Origin of the sequence: Kribbella sp. NPDC051952 (genome assembly GCF_040680855.1) — a bacterium.
GTDB lineage: Bacteria > Actinomycetota > Actinomycetes > Propionibacteriales > Kribbellaceae > Kribbella.
This window is the reverse complement of sequence record NZ_JBFAXQ010000022.1, coordinates 23,582-39,169: the sequence shown is the minus strand read 5'-3', so window position 1 is coordinate 39,169 and position 15,588 is coordinate 23,582. Positions and strand designations below refer to the sequence as shown.

Annotated in this window: 14 protein-coding genes; 9 read left to right on the top strand and 5 right to left on the bottom strand. The window is 68.1% G+C overall.

Annotation, left to right across the window (positions count from 1 at the left end):
• Positions 1-10: 10 nt before the first annotated feature.
• Together fabG and AB0L70_RS32040 are read right to left on the bottom strand one after the other, a co-directional pair.
• Entirely contained in the window at positions 11-715 is a 705-nt protein-coding gene (fabG, locus tag AB0L70_RS32045) for a 3-oxoacyl-[acyl-carrier-protein] reductase (protein ID WP_363690514.1), read from the bottom strand.
• Positions 716-787: 72 nt separating this feature from the next.
• Positions 788-1,000, bottom strand: coding sequence for a dodecin (locus tag AB0L70_RS32040; RefSeq protein ID WP_363690513.1), 213 nt, complete (start codon positions 998-1,000; stop codon positions 788-790).
• 74 nt (positions 1,001-1,074) lie between these two features.
• Here AB0L70_RS32040 and AB0L70_RS32035 point away from each other — a divergent pair, with 74 nt between their 5' ends.
• Entirely contained in the window at positions 1,075-1,434 is a 360-nt protein-coding gene (locus tag AB0L70_RS32035) for a DUF3099 domain-containing protein (RefSeq protein ID WP_363690512.1), read from the top strand.
• Between the two features lie 237 nt (positions 1,435-1,671).
• The gene (locus AB0L70_RS32030) at positions 1,672-1,875 is read left to right on the top strand and encodes a hypothetical protein (protein WP_363690511.1); all 204 of its coding nucleotides are present in this window, start codon (positions 1,672-1,674) and stop codon (positions 1,873-1,875) included.
• A gap of 48 nt (positions 1,876-1,923) precedes the next feature.
• Here the strand turns inward: AB0L70_RS32030 and moaA are convergent, their stop codons facing one another.
• The gene (moaA, locus tag AB0L70_RS32025) at positions 1,924-2,943 is read right to left on the bottom strand and encodes a GTP 3',8-cyclase MoaA (protein WP_363690510.1); all 1,020 of its coding nucleotides are present in this window, start codon (positions 2,941-2,943) and stop codon (positions 1,924-1,926) included.
• 69 nt (positions 2,944-3,012) lie between these two features.
• On the opposite strand from moaA, the gene AB0L70_RS32020 reads away from it, so the two are divergent.
• The 3 genes from AB0L70_RS32020 to AB0L70_RS32010 all read left to right on the top strand — a co-directional run bounded on the left by AB0L70_RS32020 (position 3,013) and on the right by AB0L70_RS32010 (position 6,410).
• Entirely contained in the window at positions 3,013-3,810 is a 798-nt protein-coding gene (locus tag AB0L70_RS32020; protein WP_363690509.1) for an SURF1 family protein, read from the top strand.
• On the top strand, positions 3,719-5,584 hold the full coding sequence (locus AB0L70_RS32015) for a glycoside hydrolase family 15 protein (protein ID WP_363690508.1): 1,866 nt from the start codon (positions 3,719-3,721) through the stop codon (positions 5,582-5,584). Before AB0L70_RS32020 ends, AB0L70_RS32015 begins: the two co-directional genes overlap by 92 nt.
• Before the next feature lie 70 nt (positions 5,585-5,654).
• Positions 5,655-6,410 (top strand): SDR family oxidoreductase, encoded by a 756-nt coding sequence (locus tag AB0L70_RS32010; protein ID WP_363690507.1) that lies wholly within the window; start codon positions 5,655-5,657, stop codon positions 6,408-6,410.
• Here AB0L70_RS32010 and AB0L70_RS32005 read toward each other — a convergent pair.
• Together AB0L70_RS32005 and AB0L70_RS32000 are read right to left on the bottom strand one after the other, a co-directional pair.
• Complete coding sequence (locus AB0L70_RS32005) at positions 6,407-6,907, bottom strand: carboxymuconolactone decarboxylase family protein (RefSeq protein ID WP_363690506.1); 501 nt, start codon at positions 6,905-6,907, stop codon at positions 6,407-6,409. The genes AB0L70_RS32010 and AB0L70_RS32005 overlap by 4 nt on opposite strands.
• A 94-nt stretch (positions 6,908-7,001) precedes the next feature.
• Positions 7,002-8,093 (bottom strand): DNA primase small subunit domain-containing protein, encoded by a 1,092-nt coding sequence (locus AB0L70_RS32000; RefSeq protein ID WP_363690505.1) that lies wholly within the window; start codon positions 8,091-8,093, stop codon positions 7,002-7,004.
• Positions 8,094-8,252: 159 nt separating this feature from the next.
• Here AB0L70_RS32000 and AB0L70_RS31995 point away from each other — a divergent pair, with 159 nt between their 5' ends.
• The 4 genes from AB0L70_RS31995 (at position 8,253) to AB0L70_RS31980 (ending at position 15,535) form a co-directional block, all read left to right on the top strand.
• Complete coding sequence (locus tag AB0L70_RS31995) at positions 8,253-9,848, top strand: M4 family metallopeptidase (RefSeq protein WP_363690504.1); 1,596 nt, start codon at positions 8,253-8,255, stop codon at positions 9,846-9,848.
• A 102-nt stretch (positions 9,849-9,950) separates the two neighbouring features.
• Entirely contained in the window at positions 9,951-11,693 is a 1,743-nt protein-coding gene (locus AB0L70_RS31990; RefSeq protein WP_363690503.1) for an FAD-dependent oxidoreductase, read from the top strand.
• The gene (locus AB0L70_RS31985) at positions 11,686-13,068 is read left to right on the top strand and encodes an adenylate/guanylate cyclase domain-containing protein (protein WP_363690502.1); all 1,383 of its coding nucleotides are present in this window, start codon (positions 11,686-11,688) and stop codon (positions 13,066-13,068) included. Before AB0L70_RS31990 ends, AB0L70_RS31985 begins: the two co-directional genes overlap by 8 nt.
• 82 nt (positions 13,069-13,150) lie before the next feature.
• Complete coding sequence (locus AB0L70_RS31980; protein WP_363690501.1) at positions 13,151-15,535, top strand: lamin tail domain-containing protein; 2,385 nt, start codon at positions 13,151-13,153, stop codon at positions 15,533-15,535.
• The last annotated feature ends 53 nt before the right edge of the window (positions 15,536-15,588 follow it).

Here is a 15,588-nt window from a genome sequence, read left to right as displayed (position 1 = left end):
GTAAGAGGGGTTAGTTGCCCATGCCGATGCCGCCGTCGACCGGGATCACCGCGCCGGTGATGTACCCGGCCTCCGCGGAGGCGAGCCAGCGGACCGCGTTCGCGATCTCCTCGGTCAGGCCGAACCGGCCGAGCGGGATCTGGCTCAGGTACTGCTTCTGGGTCTCCTCCGGCAGGACCGCGGTCATATCGGTCTCGACGAACCCGGGGGCGACGACGTTCGCGGTGATCCCGCGGCTGCCGAGCTCCCGGGCGATCGAGCGGGACATGCCGATCAGGCCGGACTTGCTGGCGGCGTAGTTCACTTGGCCGGGTGAGCCGAGCATGCCCACTACCGACGAGATGAACACGATCCGGCCCTTGCGCAGCCGCAGCATCCCTTTCGCGGCCCGGCGGGCGACCCGGAACGAGCCGGTCAGGTTGGTGTCCAGGACCGCGTCCCAGTCCTCGTCGGACATCCGCAGCAGCAGGGTGTCGCGGGTGATGCCGGCGTTGGCCACCAGCACCTCGACCGGCCCCTGTTCCTCCTGGATCGCCTCGAAGGCGGCGTCGACCTGTTCCTGGACGGTGATGTCGCACTTGACCCCGAAGAAGCCCTCGGGGGGCGGGCTGCTGTTGTACGTGACGGCGACCTGGTCACCGGCCTCCTTGAACGCGGTCGCGATCGCCAGCCCGATACCGCGGCTGCCACCGGTCACCAACACAGACCTGCTCACAAGCCCTCCTCACACGTCGCCAGTCGGAGGAACGCTATCGCGGATCGGCCCGGCCACCACCCCGAGGGGCGGTCAGGAGTCCTCGAGCCGGAAGCCGACCTTCAGACCGACCTGGTAGTGGTCGATCTGGTTGTCGACGACATGGCCGCGGATCTGGGTCACCTCGAACCAGTCCAGGTGCCGCAGGGTCTCGCCGGCCCGGCTGATCGCGTTGGTGATCGCCTGGTCGATGCCTTCTTTCGAGGTCCCGACGATCTCGGTCACGCGGTAGGTGCGATCGGTCATGAGACGTACCTCTCCATCCTGGCTGCGCCTGGGCGACGAGCGCGGCGTACCGTTGTTCTTGGTGAGGAGGATAGATGTCGAAACGCTCTGAGCGGACCGGTGAGCCGGTGATCTCTGTGACGACCGCACAACCGGGTCGATCCGAGGATCTGGACAACCGGATCGTTCGGTACGCGTGGATGATGTCGATCCGCATCGTCTGCTTCGTGCTCGCGGTGATCACGCCCTCGCCGTGGCGCTGGGCGTTCGTCTTCGGTGCGATCGCGTTGCCGTACTTCGCGGTCGTCCTCGCCAACGCCCACCGGTCCTCCAGCACCCCCGGTGCGGACGCGTATGTGGCGCCCGATCGGACCGCGATCGGACCGGCTCCGACACTCGTCGTACCGTCGGATCAGGACCCAAATCCAGACCGCCGGACCGACACCGAAAAGTGATCTGTGCCGGGACTGGAAAATTTGGACTGATTCGTGTCAGAATCTCCCGCGTGCCTTGAAGTTCATCACTGAAATTCAGGGACTTGATGCGGCGTCGGACGGCTCCCCCCGTGGCTGTCCGACGTCGCTTCATTTTCCCCACTCTATTGATAATTGAGTGGTCAGGAACAATTGCTTGCGGTAGAGGAAAGACCGGGGCAGCGGGGCGGGCGAAGGCATTGAAAGGGACGTCATCCGATGACTGAAGAGACTCTCCCGTCGACCTGCTCAGCCAGGGGATGCGGGCAGCCGGCCACCTGGGCGCTGCTCTGGAACAACCCGAAGATCCATACCCCGGACCGGCGTAAGACATGGCTCGCCTGCGACGAACACAAGGAGAGTCTGTCCGACTTCCTGGGCCGCAGATCATTCCTGCGCGAGATCGAACCATTCACGGTGTGAAAGACCAGTAGCGAAAAAGCACATTTCCGGATTGGGCCGGTATGGACGTCAGCCGCCGATCGCGGACATGGGCCGGGTGGGTTGCAGGAAGCTCGGATCGTTGATGCCGTGGCCGGGTAGTTTCTTCGCCTGTGCGCGCCGCCAGCGATCGGCCAGTTCGTCGTCGTCGGCACCGCCGCGCAAAGCAGTCCGCAGGTCCGACTCGGTACGGGCGAACAGGCAGTCGCGGACCTGGCCGTCGGCGGTCAGCCTTACCCGGTCGCAGTCACCGCAGAACGGCCGCGTCACCGACGCGATGATGCCGACGGTTTGCGGCCCGCCGTGCACCAGGAACGACTCCGCCGGCGCACTCCCCCGGGTCGACGCATCGGCCGGTACCAGGCCGAACTGGTCTACCAACTGCTCGAGGATCTCGTCCGCGGTCACCATCGTGTCGCGGCTCCAGCCGTGCTGCGCGTCCAATGGCATCTGCTCGATGAACCGCAATTCATAGCTGCGATCCAGGCAGTATTCGAGCAACTCACCGGCCTGCAGTTCATTCACGCCACGCATCAGTACGGCGTTCACCTTCACCGGCGTGAGTCCGGCCGCCTGTGCGGCCTCGAGACCGGCGAGCACATCTTTCAATCGATCCCGCCGGGCCAACTGGACAAAAGTGTCCGGTCGAATAGTGTCCAGGCTCACATTCACCCGGCCCAGACCGGCATCCTTGAGGGCCTGCGCCTGCCGGGCCAGGCCGATCCCGTTGGTGGTCAGTGAGACCTCGGGCCGTAGCGACAGTGCCGTCGTACGCGTGACGATGTCGACCAGGCCGCGACGGAGCAGCGGCTCGCCGCCGGTGAAGCGGATCTCCCGGACGCCGAGATGGGTGACGGCGATCGAGACCAGGCGGACGACTTCGTCGTCGGTGAGCAGCTCCGGCTTGGCAAGCCAGTCGAGGCCTTCCTCGGGCATGCAGTAGGAACAGCGCAGATTGCAGCGGTCCGTGAGCGACACCCGCAGGTCCGTCGCGACCCGGCCGTACCGGTCCGCCAGCCCTGTCTGAGTCACCTCTTCGGTCGCTGTCACGACCCCAGCCTACGTGCCGGGCGCAGGCGGTTTCGGGGTATGGCTTAAGTTCGAGATGTGGGTCGCTTGATGAATGTCCGCTGGATCGCCGCCGCACTGGCAGTTCTCGTGCTTGCCGCAGTGTGCGTCCAGCTCGGTCGCTGGCAGCTGCATCGCCTGGACGAACGCAAGGCCCGCAACGACGTGACCCGGACGAATCTGTCCGCTCCCCCGGCGCCTCTCGACCAGATCGTCGGCCCCCAGGCCGTGGTCGGCGACCAGCACGCCTGGCGCACCGCGGTCGTCACCGGCCAGTACGACGCGTCCAAGCAGATCGTCATGCGCTACCGGAACGTGAACGACCGCCCCGGCTTCGAGATCGTCACTCCGCTGGTCCTTGCCGACGGCAAGGCCGTCCTGATCGACCGTGGCTTCCTGGCCCGCCAAGGCGCCGAACTCGCGCCACTCAGCATCCCCGCCGTACCGACCGGCCAGGTGACGGTCACCGGCCGCCTGCAGCGCAGCGAGCGCGGCGGCAGCACCAACGGCGGTACGCCGGACGACGGTACGGCGCGACTGATCAACGGGCCGGACTTCGCCAAGGCTCTCGGGCTGAACCTGTACGACGGTTACATGACCGTGGACAAGCAGGAGCCGGCCAACGACGCCGCGTTCGGCGCGTTCCCCGGGCCCGAGATCGACGACGGACCACACTTCTTCTACGCGCTGCAGTGGTTCTTCTTCGCCCTGCTGGCGATCGGTGGACTCGTCTACTTCTCCCGACAGGAGGACCGTGGTGACAGGTCAGCAGGAGACACCCCAGAGTCCGATCCCGAATCCGGCGCCGGGTCCCGGCCCGAAGAAGCGCGTGCCGGCGCGGCGGATTGAGGACTATGCGCTGATCGGTGACCTGCAGACGGCCGCACTGGTCTCCAAGCAGGGCTCGATCGACTGGCTGTGCTTCCCGAGGTTCGATTCACCCGCCTGCTTCGCGGCCCTGCTCGGCACCGACGACAACGGCCACTGGCGGATCGCCCCACGCGACGCCGACGCGATCAGCAGTCGGCACTACCGCGGTGACACCTTGATCCTCGAGACCGAGTGGTCGTCGGCGTCCGGTTCGGTCCGGGTGATCGACTTCATGCCACTGCGCGACGAGGCACCGGACGTCGTACGCATCGTGGAAGGGATCAGCGGGACCGTGGAGATGCGGTCCGAGCTGCGGCTGCGGTTCGACTACGGGCAGGTGGTGCCGTGGGTGCGGAACATCGACGGCCAGGTCGACGCGATCGCCGGTCCGGATGCCGTCTCGTTGCGGTCCGATGTCCATCAGCACGGGCGCGACTTCGCGACGTACGCCGATTTCCGCGTCTCGGCCGGGGACCGGGCCTGGTTCGTGCTCACCTGGCACCCGTCCCACCACCCGCCGCCGAAGCCGACCGACGCACTCGCCTCGCTGGAGCCGACCGAGACGTACTGGACCGAGTGGATCGCGCGGAGCAAAGGCGCGACCGAGTTCGGCGAGGAAGTCACCCGGTCGATCCTGACGCTGAAGGCACTCACGTACGGGCCGTCCGGCGGCATCGTCGCCGCGCCGACCACCTCGCTGCCCGAGTCGCTGGGTGGCGAGCGCAACTGGGACTACCGGTTCTGCTGGTTGCGCGACGCAACGATGACGCTGGCCGCGATGCTGCGTTCCGGGTACACCGACGAGGCGCAGGCCTGGCGGAACTGGCTGCTCCGCGCGATCGCCGGCTCGCCGCAGGACCTGCAGATCATGTACGGCGTGACCGGCGAGCGGCGGCTCAGTGAGTTCGTGGCCGACTGGCTCCCCGGGTTTGCCGCGTCGTCGCCCGTACGGATCGGGAACGCGGCCGCTGAGCAGTTGCAGCTCGACGTGTTCGGCGAGGTGATGGACGTCCTCGCGCTGGCCCGGGACGCGCAGATGATCGGCGCGAGTGACGAGGCCTGGGCCGTGCAGCGCGGGCTGATGCGCCACCTCAGCGAGGTGTGGGACCAGCCGGACGAAGGTATCTGGGAGGTCCGGGGCGGGCGCCAGCACTTCACCCACTCGAAGGTGATGGCCTGGGTCGCGTTCGACCGGGCCGCGCGGGCCGTCGATCGGTACGGGCTGGGTGGGCCGGCCAAGCAGTGGCGGGCGATTGCGGACCAGATCCACCGCGACGTCTGCGAGAAGGCGTTCGACCCGGATCGGAACACGTTCACCCAGGCGTACGGCAGCAAGGCGCTCGATGCCGCCGTACTGCTGATTCCGCAGGTGGGCTTCCTGCCGCCGACGGATCCGCGGGTGGTCGGGACGGTCGACGCCGTACAGCGGGAGCTGGCGGCGGACGGGTTCGTCCGGCGCTACCTGACCGAGCACACCGACGACGGGCTGAACGACGACGAGGGTGCGTTCCTGATCTGCTCGTTCTGGCTGGCCGACGCGCTGGCGATGATCGGCCGGGTCGGCGAGGCGCGCGAGCTGTACGAGAAGCTCGTTGCCCTGCGCAACGATGTGGGCCTGCTCGCGGAGGAGTACGACCCGCGCTCGGGCCGGATGCTGGGGAACTTCCCGCAGGCGTTCTCGCATCTCGGCCTGGTCAACACGGCCTGGCATCTGACCACGGCCGAGTCGCCGGTGCGGAAGTCGGCGTACTAGTTCCACGTTCTTGCCAACGGCCACGAACCGTCGAGGTGCGCGACGGAGTGTGGTGAGGCAGGATGGGCACGTGGACCTCGGACTGCGCGATCGCACCTACATCGTCACCGGCGCCAGCGCCGGACTCGGCTTCGCCACGGCGAAAGCCCTTGCTGCCGAAGGCGCCCGGCTGGTGATCTCCAGCCGCAACGAGGAGTCGATCGCGCGCGCCGCGGCCGAGCTCGGCGAGAACGTCGTCGGCATCCCGGTCGACAACGCCGACCCGGAGAGCGCGGAGCGACTGGCGGCGACCGCGATCGCCAAGTGGGGCGCGCTGCACGGAGCCTTGATCAGCGTCGGCGGTCCCCGGCCCGGCACGGCGCTCGACACCGACGAGGAGGACTGGCGCGCAGCGTTCGACAGCGTTTTCCTCGGCGGCTTGCGGATCGCCCGCTCGGTCGCTCGGGCCGGCGCCGAGGGTACGTCGATCGCGTTCGTACTCTCGTCCTCGGTGAAGTCCCCGATCGCCGGACTTGCCATCTCCAACGGCCTGCGCCCCGGCCTGGCGATGGTCGCCAAGACCCTCGCCGACGAACTCGGCCCGAACGGCACCCGCGTGAACGGTCTGCTGCCGGGCCGGATCGCCACCGACCGGTTGAAAGAGCTCGACAGCAAGGGTGGTGACCCGGAGGCGGCCAGGCGTGCCTCCGAGAAGACCATCCCCCTGCGTCGCTACGGCGATCCCGACGAGTTCGGCCGGGTCGCCGCGTTCATCCTCTCCCCCGCCGCCTCCTACATCACCGGCACGATCATCCCGGTGGACGGCGGGGCCTTGCGCTCGCTCTAGACCTCCTCTAGATCACGCTGAACCTCAGCCCCACTGGCCCGGCACGTAGTCGCCGGCCGGCTGTGGGTGATGATGTTGAGGCGGTTCCAGCTGTTCATGATCGCGATCGTGCCGATCAGGGCAGCGAGCTGCTCGTCGTTGTAGTGCTTGGCGGCGTTGGCCCACACGTCGTCGCTGACCCCGGACGCGGAGTCGGCGAGCCGGGTGCCTTCCTCGGCCAGCGCGATCGCGGCGCGCTCGGCCTCGGTGAAGACCGTCGCCTCCCGCCACGCCACGACCAGGTTGAGGCGTACGGCGGTCTCGCCGCGCTCGACCGCGTCCTTCGTGTGCATATCGACGCAGACCGCGCAGCCGTTGATCTGGCTGATCCGCAGCGCCATCAGCTCGAGCGTCTCGATCGGCACCCCGGCCGACCTCGTCGCCAGGCTGGCCGCGTTGATGCCCTTGATGAACTTCGTCGCGACGGGGTTGGTGAACAGGTCCAAACGGGCGTCCATTGTGGTGTCTCTCCTTAGCGGTTCAGTTGTTGACACCACTCCGACGAGACAGCGCGCTGAGGTGTGAGTCCGGCGAATATGAGTCCGGCGGGTGTCAGTCCAGCGCGATCCGGTTGCCCTGGTCGTCCCAGTGCTCGGCAACCTTCTTGCTCGGCTGGACCCGCGGCGGCTCCCCCGGCATCTTCGGGTAGTCGGGTGGGAAGTTCAGCTCGCCACCAGGCAGCTCCTCCCACAGCCGCAGCAGCGGCTCGAGCGGGTACGCCGTCTCGTCCATGTCGGCCCACGGATCACCGTCGGCGAGGTAGTCCGGAACCGTGTGCAGGTTGAACGCCCGCGGGTCGTCGACCTCGGCGAGCCCGTCCCAGGTCATCGGCGTACTGACCGGTGCACCCGGCCGGGGTCGCAGCGACCAGGCGCCTGCCACCGTGCGGTCGCGAAGGTTCTGGTTGAAGTCCAGGAAGATCGACGCCTCGCCGCGTTGTTCCTTCCACCAGGCCGTCGTCACACCGTCGTCGCGGCGCTCGAGCTCGCGACCGAGGCCGATCGCGGCGTGCCGGACCTCGTCGAAGGTCCACTCCGGCCGGATCCGCACATAGATGTGGATGCCCCGGTTGCCGCTGGTCTTCGGGTAGCCCTTCAGGCCCAGCTCTTCGAGCAGTTCGCGGGCGACGCCGGCCACCCTGCGGGCGTCGGTGAAGGTGGCACCGGGCTGGGGATCGAGGTCGAGGCGCAGCTCGTCGGGGTGGTCGAGATCGCTCCTGCGCACCGCCCACGGGTGGAAGGTCAGCGTGCCCATGTGCGCGGCCCACACGGCGGCGGCGGGCTCGGTCAGACACAGCTCGTCGATCGGGCGGTTGTTCGGCGTCAGGATGCGGCAGGTCTCGAGCCAGTCGGGCGCGCCCTTCGGGAGGCGCTTCGAGTAGAAGCCGTCCCCGGTCTGACGACCGGTCGCGTCCACCGACAGTGTCATCCCCTCGCGCCACCCACCGGGCCAGCGTTCCAGTGCGACCGGACGGTCGCCCGAGGCGTGCATGAACGCCGGGGCCACCTTGATGAAGTACTCGCAGACCTGCAGCTTCGTGACCTCCGGAGCCCAGTCGGTCGCCTCGTAGACAACCCGATCGGGGCTGGAGACCTTGACCTCGCGGTCTCCCACGGTGACCACCAACGCCGTGCTCTTCGCCATGCGGTGACGGTATCGCCCCGTACCGACCAAACCGGCCGGGCGCACGTGGAAAGGCAACTTTTCTCAACCTCTGGCCACGGTAGGTGACCGAGCGGTAACGTTCCAGCACCTCGTTCCTGGGGCGTGAGGCCCCCGGGACACCTCTGAAGGAGCACGAGGATGAACAGATCCGCCCTGTTCGCCGCTGCCGTCGCAGTGACGACCACCACCGCCCTCGGTCTGTCCAGTGCCACCACCGCCATCGGTGCACCGACCGCAGACCCCGTCCCCAGTCCCGCCACCGCCGTCGCCCGGGCCAAGGCAGCGATCGGCGACAACCTCGCCGTACTGCGTGCCACCGGCGCCGACGCGTTCGTGGTCAAGGACGTCATCGTCGACCCGGACGGCTCCAGCCATGTCCGGATGGACCGCACCATCGGCGGGCTCCAGGTCCTCGGGGGTGACGTCGTCGTACACCAGGCCAAGGACGGCAGCTTCAAGGGCGCCAGCCTGACGCTGGGTCGTACCGCCGACGTCAACCGGACTCCGAAGGTCAGCGTCGCGACGGCCACGTCGAAGGCCCTGACCCGAGGCCTGAAGGCCGAGGGCAAGCCCGCGCTGGTGATCGAGGCCCGCAAGGGCACGCCACGGCTGGCCTACCTGGTCACGACCGCCGGGACGCAGGCAGACGGTACGCCGAGCCGCATCACCACCACCATCGACGCGATCACCGGCGCCAAACTGGTCAGCGAGCAGCACATCGAGACCGCGACCGGTGACGGCCAGAGCCTGTACAGCGGGACCGTGCCGCTCGACACCACGGCGGCGACCGGTGGGTTCACGCTGACCGACGCGACCCGCGGCAACGGCTTCACCGCAGACGCGAACAACAAGACCGACTCGATCCTGTGCCAGCTCCTCCAGATCGGCTGCCCGGTGCCGACGCGGTTCACCGACGCGGACAACCACTGGGGCACGGGAACCAACGCGAACCGGGCCACCGCCGCCGTCGACGCGCACTACGGCGCCGCGACCACGTTCGACTACTACAAGACCGTGCACGGCCGGAACGGCATCTTCAACGACGGCAAGGGCGTCCCGAGCCGGGTGCACTACGGCACGAACTACGTGAACGCGTTCTGGGACGGCAAGCAGATGACGTACGGCGACGGCGACAACGTGGTCGCGGGCCCGCTGGTCTCGATCGACGTGGCCGGCCACGAGATGTCCCACGGCGTCACCGAGCACACCGCGAACCTCACCTACTCCGGTGAGTCCGGCGGCCTGAACGAGGCGACCAGCGACATCTTCGGCACCCTGGTCGAGTTCTACTCGAACAAGGCGGCCGACCCGGGCGACTACTACATCGGCGAGCGGATCATGAAGGACCGTCCGGCGCTGCGGTTCATGGACAAGCCGAGCAAGGACGGCAACTCGCCGGACTGCTGGTCCTCCGGCGTCGGCAACCTCGACGTGCACTACTCCTCCGCGATCGCGAACCACTTCGCGTACCTGCTCGCCGAGGGCACCGGAGCCAAGTCCATCGGCGGCCTGCCGCACGACTCGCCCACCTGCAACGGCACGTCGATCACGGGCATCGGCCACGACAAGCTCGGCAAGGTCTGGTACCGGGCCTTGACCACGTACATGACCAGCGGTACGACGTACGCCCAGGCCCGGACCGCGACCCTGAACGCGGCCACCGACCTGTACGGCGCAACCAGCACCGAGCGCGCGACCGTCGCGGCCGCGTGGTCGGCCGTAGCCGTGAACTGAACCGTTTGAGCTCGCCGGTCCTGTCCCACTGGGGTGGGCAGGACCGGTGATCAAACGTTTTGGCCATTGCCCGCGCCGTACGGGCGGACCTACCGTCTCAGCATGGGTGGGGAACCCGGGGGAAAGTCCGGACGGCCTGCGGCCACGCTGTTGGCAGCGCGGCCGTTACTGCTTGTCGTCGACGCTGACCCGGAGCGTCTGGAACGTGTCGAAACTGAACTGGAGCGAGGCTTCGGCGTCGACTTCAGAGTCCGTGGCGAGCTGACCGCTGCCGCCGCGATCAATTGCCTACAGCAAGCGCACGACTGGCAACAACGGGTCGCCGTCGTCCTGGTCGACCATGCGTTCGCCGACCAGACACGCGCCGAGGTCTTCGCCGCGTCCCGCACTCTGCACCCGGACGCGCGCCGGGCGTTGCTGATCGAGTGGGGCGCCTGGGCGGACCGTACGACGGCATCGGCGATCCTGTCCGCGATGTCGGTCGGCGATATCAACTACTACGTCCTCAAACCGTGGATCGCGAAGGACGAGCTGTTCCACCGGACCGTCGCCGAGTTCGTGCAGGAGTGGTCCCGCTACGAGGTGGCGAACCTGCGCGAGGTCGTCGTGATCGCCTCCGACCACTCGGTCCGGGCGCAGGCGGTCCGCAGTCTGCTGGCCCGCAACGGCATCCCGAGTGCCTTCCGGGCCAGCGGTACGCCGATGGCCGACGAGGTGCTGCAGTACATCGGCGAGCCGGATCCCGGTGACGGTGTGCTGGTGTGGATGGCGGCCGTGGGTGGCGCCGTACTGCATGATCCGACCGACGTGGAGATCGCCGAGGCGTGGGGTGTCTCGACGACCCTGGTCGAGGGTGCGGACACGGCGTTCGACGTACTCGTGATCGGGGCCGGTCCGGGTGGGCTGGCGGCCGCTGTCTATGCCTCGTCCGAGGGCCTGCGGACGTTGGTAGTTGAGCAGGAGTCCATCGGTGGGCAGGCCGGTACGAGTTCACTGATCCGCAATTACCTGGGGTTCTCGCGTGGGATTCGTGGGTCGGAACTGGCGCAGCGGGGGTATCAGCAGGCGTGGGTGTTCGGTGCGCACTTCGTGCTGATGCGGACGGTGGAGTCGCTGTCCCGGCGCGGTGACGAGTTCGTTGCCGAGATCGGTGACGTCGGTCAGGTGACCGCGCGGGCCGTCGTACTGGCCACGGGTGTGGCGTATCGGCGGCTCGACGTACCGTCGCTGGAGAAGCTGGTCGGGACGGGCGTCTACTACGGCGCGAGTGTGTCGGAAGCCCATGGTTTACAAGGGCTTGACGCTTGTGTCGTCGGTGGCGGGAACTCGGCCGGGCAGGCAGTGCTGCACCTGGCCCGGTACTGCCGGCAGGTGACGCTGGTGATCCGAGGCAAGGATCTGTCCTCGAGCATGTCTCAGTACCTGATCGATGCCATCGATGCCGCGCCCAACGTGACCGTGCGGGCCTCGAGCGAGATCGTCGGTGGTGGCGGGGACGGGCGGTTGCAGGAGATCAGGCTGCGCAATCGCGAGACGGGCGACGAGGACACGCTGGCCGCCGACGGGCTGTTCGTGATGATCGGCGCGGTCCCTGGAACGGGCTGGCTGCCGGAGGACGTGGGCCGGGACGCGCGTGGTTTCGTGCTGACCGGATCCGACGCGGCTGCCGATCCACATTGGGACACGGACCGGCCGCCGCAGCCGTACGAGTCGACGGTGCCGGGACTGTTCGCGGTCGGCGATGTCCGCTGCGGTTCGGTCAAACGGGTCGCCTCCGCGGTCGGCGAGGGCTCCGTGGTGGTGTCGCAGATCCACACCCATTTGAGGGTCTCGTCTGATGCCTGACCGGCGGTTCGTGTACACGCCGGCGATGATCGCCCTGACGTCGCTGGTGTTACTCGTACCGCTGGCCGGTCTGGCTTTGTTGCTGCGTATCCCCAAGCTCGATGTGCACTGGGAGCATCACCCGTCGCATTTCTGGCTCGTCCTGCTGACGGCCGGTTTGAGCGCCGTCCTCGCGTATGTGACCGGTGCGGCCGCTCTCCGGCGAGGTGATCCGCGGGTGCTGCTCGTGTCGATCGCCTTCCTGTCGGCATCCGGATTCCTTGGTCTGCACGCGTTGGCGACGCCGAAGGTGTTGCTCGATACCCCGAACGCCGGATTCACGTTGGCGACGCCGGTCGGGGTGGCGCTGGCGTCGGTGTTCGCGCTCTTGTCCAGCTTGAACCTCACGGGTCAGCGGGCCGTGGCCGCGGTCCGCTGGGGCCGGTGGCTTCGGGTCGGGTTGCTGGTCCTGATGGCGCTGTGGGCAGCGGCCTCGGTCCTGCGGTTGCCGCCGTTGCACGCGACGGCGGTGCCGGAGGTTGCCGACGGCATCCTTACGACTCTCGCCGTACCGGCGGTGCTGCTGTATGCCGTTGCGGCCGCGCGGTATCTGAAGACGTGGTGGGAACGGCCGTCGTTGATGGTGTTGTCGATGATCGCCGCGTTCGTGTTGCTCGGTGAGGCGATGATCGCGCTGGTGTTCGCACGGAACTGGGCGTTGTCGTGGTGGGAGTGGCACGTGCTGATGCTCGCGGCGTTCGTCCTCGTCGTGGCCGGCGTGCGGATCCAGTGGTACGAGGAACGGTTCGCGGATCTGTACCTGGAGGACACGATCTCCGGGCAGCGCGAGCTGAGCGTGCTGTTCGCGGACCTGGCCGGCTTCACCACGTTCTCCGAGAAGCACGATCCGGCCGAGGTCACCACGATGCTCAACACGTACTTCGAGGTCGTCGTCCCTCCCGTCGTACGGCGGCATGGCGGCGACGTGGACCGGATCATCGGGGACGCGCTGATGGTCACCTTCAACAAGCGCGGTAACCAACCGGACCACGCGGCCCGTGCGGCCGCCGCGGGACTCGCCTTGCAGGAAGCGGCAACCGCCGTACGCGCGGCACACCCGAACTGGCCGCTGTTCCGGGTCGGGATCAACAGCGGGATCGCATCGGTCAGCCTGCTCGGCACGGAGGGCGGTCGCACACACACGGTGATCGGTGACACGGTGAACGTGGCGTCGCGGATCGAGGGCAAGGCCCCGGGCGGTGGCGTCGCCATCGGTCCGGCCACCAAGGCCCTGCTCCCGGACGCCGTGACCGAGTCACTCGGAATGCTCTCGCTGAAGGGCAAGACCGAGCCGTTGGAGGTCCATCAACTGCTGGCACTGAGCGCTAACGAATGATCACCCGTGCCTTTGCGGGGCATACCTGGTGTTCACGTGTTGGACCTTGGCCCGGACTGGTCCGGGTGTGAGAATCCGGCACATGTCTGCCCTGAACCGATCACGGCGCCGCCTGGGCGCCCTCGTGATCACCTCCAGTCTCGCCTTCACCGGCGCTGTCGCGATCGTGGCGCAGCCGGCGAACGCCGCCTCCGCCGACGTACTGATCACCGAGGTGTACGGCGGCGGTGGCAACAGCGGCGCTCCGTACACGAACGACTTCGTCGAGCTGACGAACAACTCCGGCGCACCGGTCGACGTGAGCGGCTGGTCGATCCAGTACGCGTCCGCAGCCGGCACCAGCTGGCAGGTCACCCAGCTCACCGGGACCATCGCCCCGGGTGCGGCGTACCTGGTCCAGGAAGGCGCCGGCGCGGGGAACGGGCAGCCGATGCCGACCCCGAACGCCTCCGGCGGCATCCTGATGTCGGCCACCGCCGGCAAGGTCGCGCTGGTCACCAGCCAGACCGCGCTGACCTGCGGAGCGACCTGCCACGCCGACCCGACCGTGAAGGATTACGTCGGCTACGGCACGGCGACCGACTTCGAGACCGCTGCCGCGCCAGGGCTGTCGAACAGCACCTCGGCCGCGCGCGTCGACGCGACGAAGGACACGGACAACAACAGCACCGATTTCGCCGCCGGCAACCCGTCACCGGGCACGGTCACCTCGACGCCGACCGAGCCGCCGGTGGACGCGAAGATCCACGACATCCAGGGCGCCGCGCATCGATCGCCGCTCGCCGGCAAGCTGGTCCAGAACGTCACTGGTGTCGTGACCGCGAAGACCACCAACGGGTTCTGGTTCCAGGACACCCAGCCGGACACCAACCCGGCGACCAGCGAGGGCGTGTTCGTCTTCACCAGCTCCGCGCCGACGGTGTCCGTCGGTGACGCCGTGACGGTGGCGGGCATGGTCGCCGAGTTCCGTCCCGGCGGTTCGGGTGGCACCACGAACCTGACCACCACGGAGATCACCAACCCGACGGTCACGGTCACCGGGACCGCCGCCGTACCGGCTGCGACGATCGTCGGCCCGGGCGGCCGGGTGCCGCCGTCGACCGTGATCGACAACGACTCGTCCGGTGACGTCGAGACCACGAGCACGTTCGACCCGGCCCAGGACGGACTCGACTTCTGGGAGTCGCTGGAGGGCATGTGGCTGGGCATCAATCAGCCGCAGGTCACCGGCCCGACCAGCTCCTTCCGTGAGCTGTCCGTCGTACCGGCCGGCGCCGGCGTGCGGACCGTCCGCGGCGGCATCCTGCTGCAGAAGGCCGACAGCAACCCTGAGCGGGTCCTGCTCGACGACGTGCTGGTGCCGATCCCGGACGCCAAGACCGGGGACAAGCTGGCCGGCGTAGTGAAGGGCGTGCTTGATTACTCCTTCGGCAACTTCAAGTTCCTGCCGACGGTGACGCCGACCGTGGTGGACGGTGGTGTGAAGCGGGAGACGACCAAGGCCTCGTCGCCGGTGCAGGTGTCGGTGGCCACGTTCAACGTGGAGAACCTCGACCCGTCCGACGGTCCGGCCAAGTTCGACGGACTGGCCCAGGCGGTGGTGACGAACCTCCGCTCGCCGGACATCCTCGGTCTCGAGGAAGTGCAGGACAACGACGGCGCCACGAACTCCGGCACCACGGCCGCGAACCTCACCCTGGACACGCTGGTCGCGGCGATCCAGAAGGCGGGCGGACCGAAGTACACCTACCGCCAGATCGACCCGGTCAACAACGCCGAGGGTGGCGAGCCGGGCGGCAACATCCGGGTCGCGTTCATGTACCGCACCGACAAGCCGGTGAAGTTCGTCGACCGGGCAGGCGGCGGCTCGACGGTCGCGACCACGATCACCACCGACCGGTTCGGCAAGCCGCACCTGAGCGCCTCGCCCGGTCGGGTCGACCCGGCGAACCCGGCCTGGGCCGCCACGCGGGTCCCGCTGGCCGGCGAGTTCACCTGGCTCGGACAGAGCCTGTTCGTGGTGGTCAACCACTTCAGCTCCAAGGGTGGCGACGACCCGCTCTGGGGCCGGACGCAGCCGCCGGTCCAGGTGACCGCGCCGAAGCGGCACCAGCAGGCTGAGGCGGTCCGCGGGTTCGTGGACCAGATCCTCGCGAAGGACAAGGGCGCGAACGTGGTCGTGCTCGGCGACCTGAACGACTTCGACTGGTCCGAGACCGCCGACATCCTGGTGGGATCCGGCAAGACCGCCCTGATCGACATGCCCCGGACGCTGCCGCTGAAGGAGCGCTACAGCTACGTGTTCGAGGGCAACAGCCAGATCCTCGACCAGATCCTGATCTCCCAGAACCTCCGCCCGGCCTCGTCGTACGACGTGGTGCACATGAACGCGGAGTTCCCGGACCAGATCAGCGACCACGACCCCCAGGTCGTGCGGGTGATCCCGCTCCCGTCCTGGGTGCACTGATTGCGGGAGTCTTACGTGCGGTGACCGGGCCGGGGTTTTCCTTGCCCGGTCAC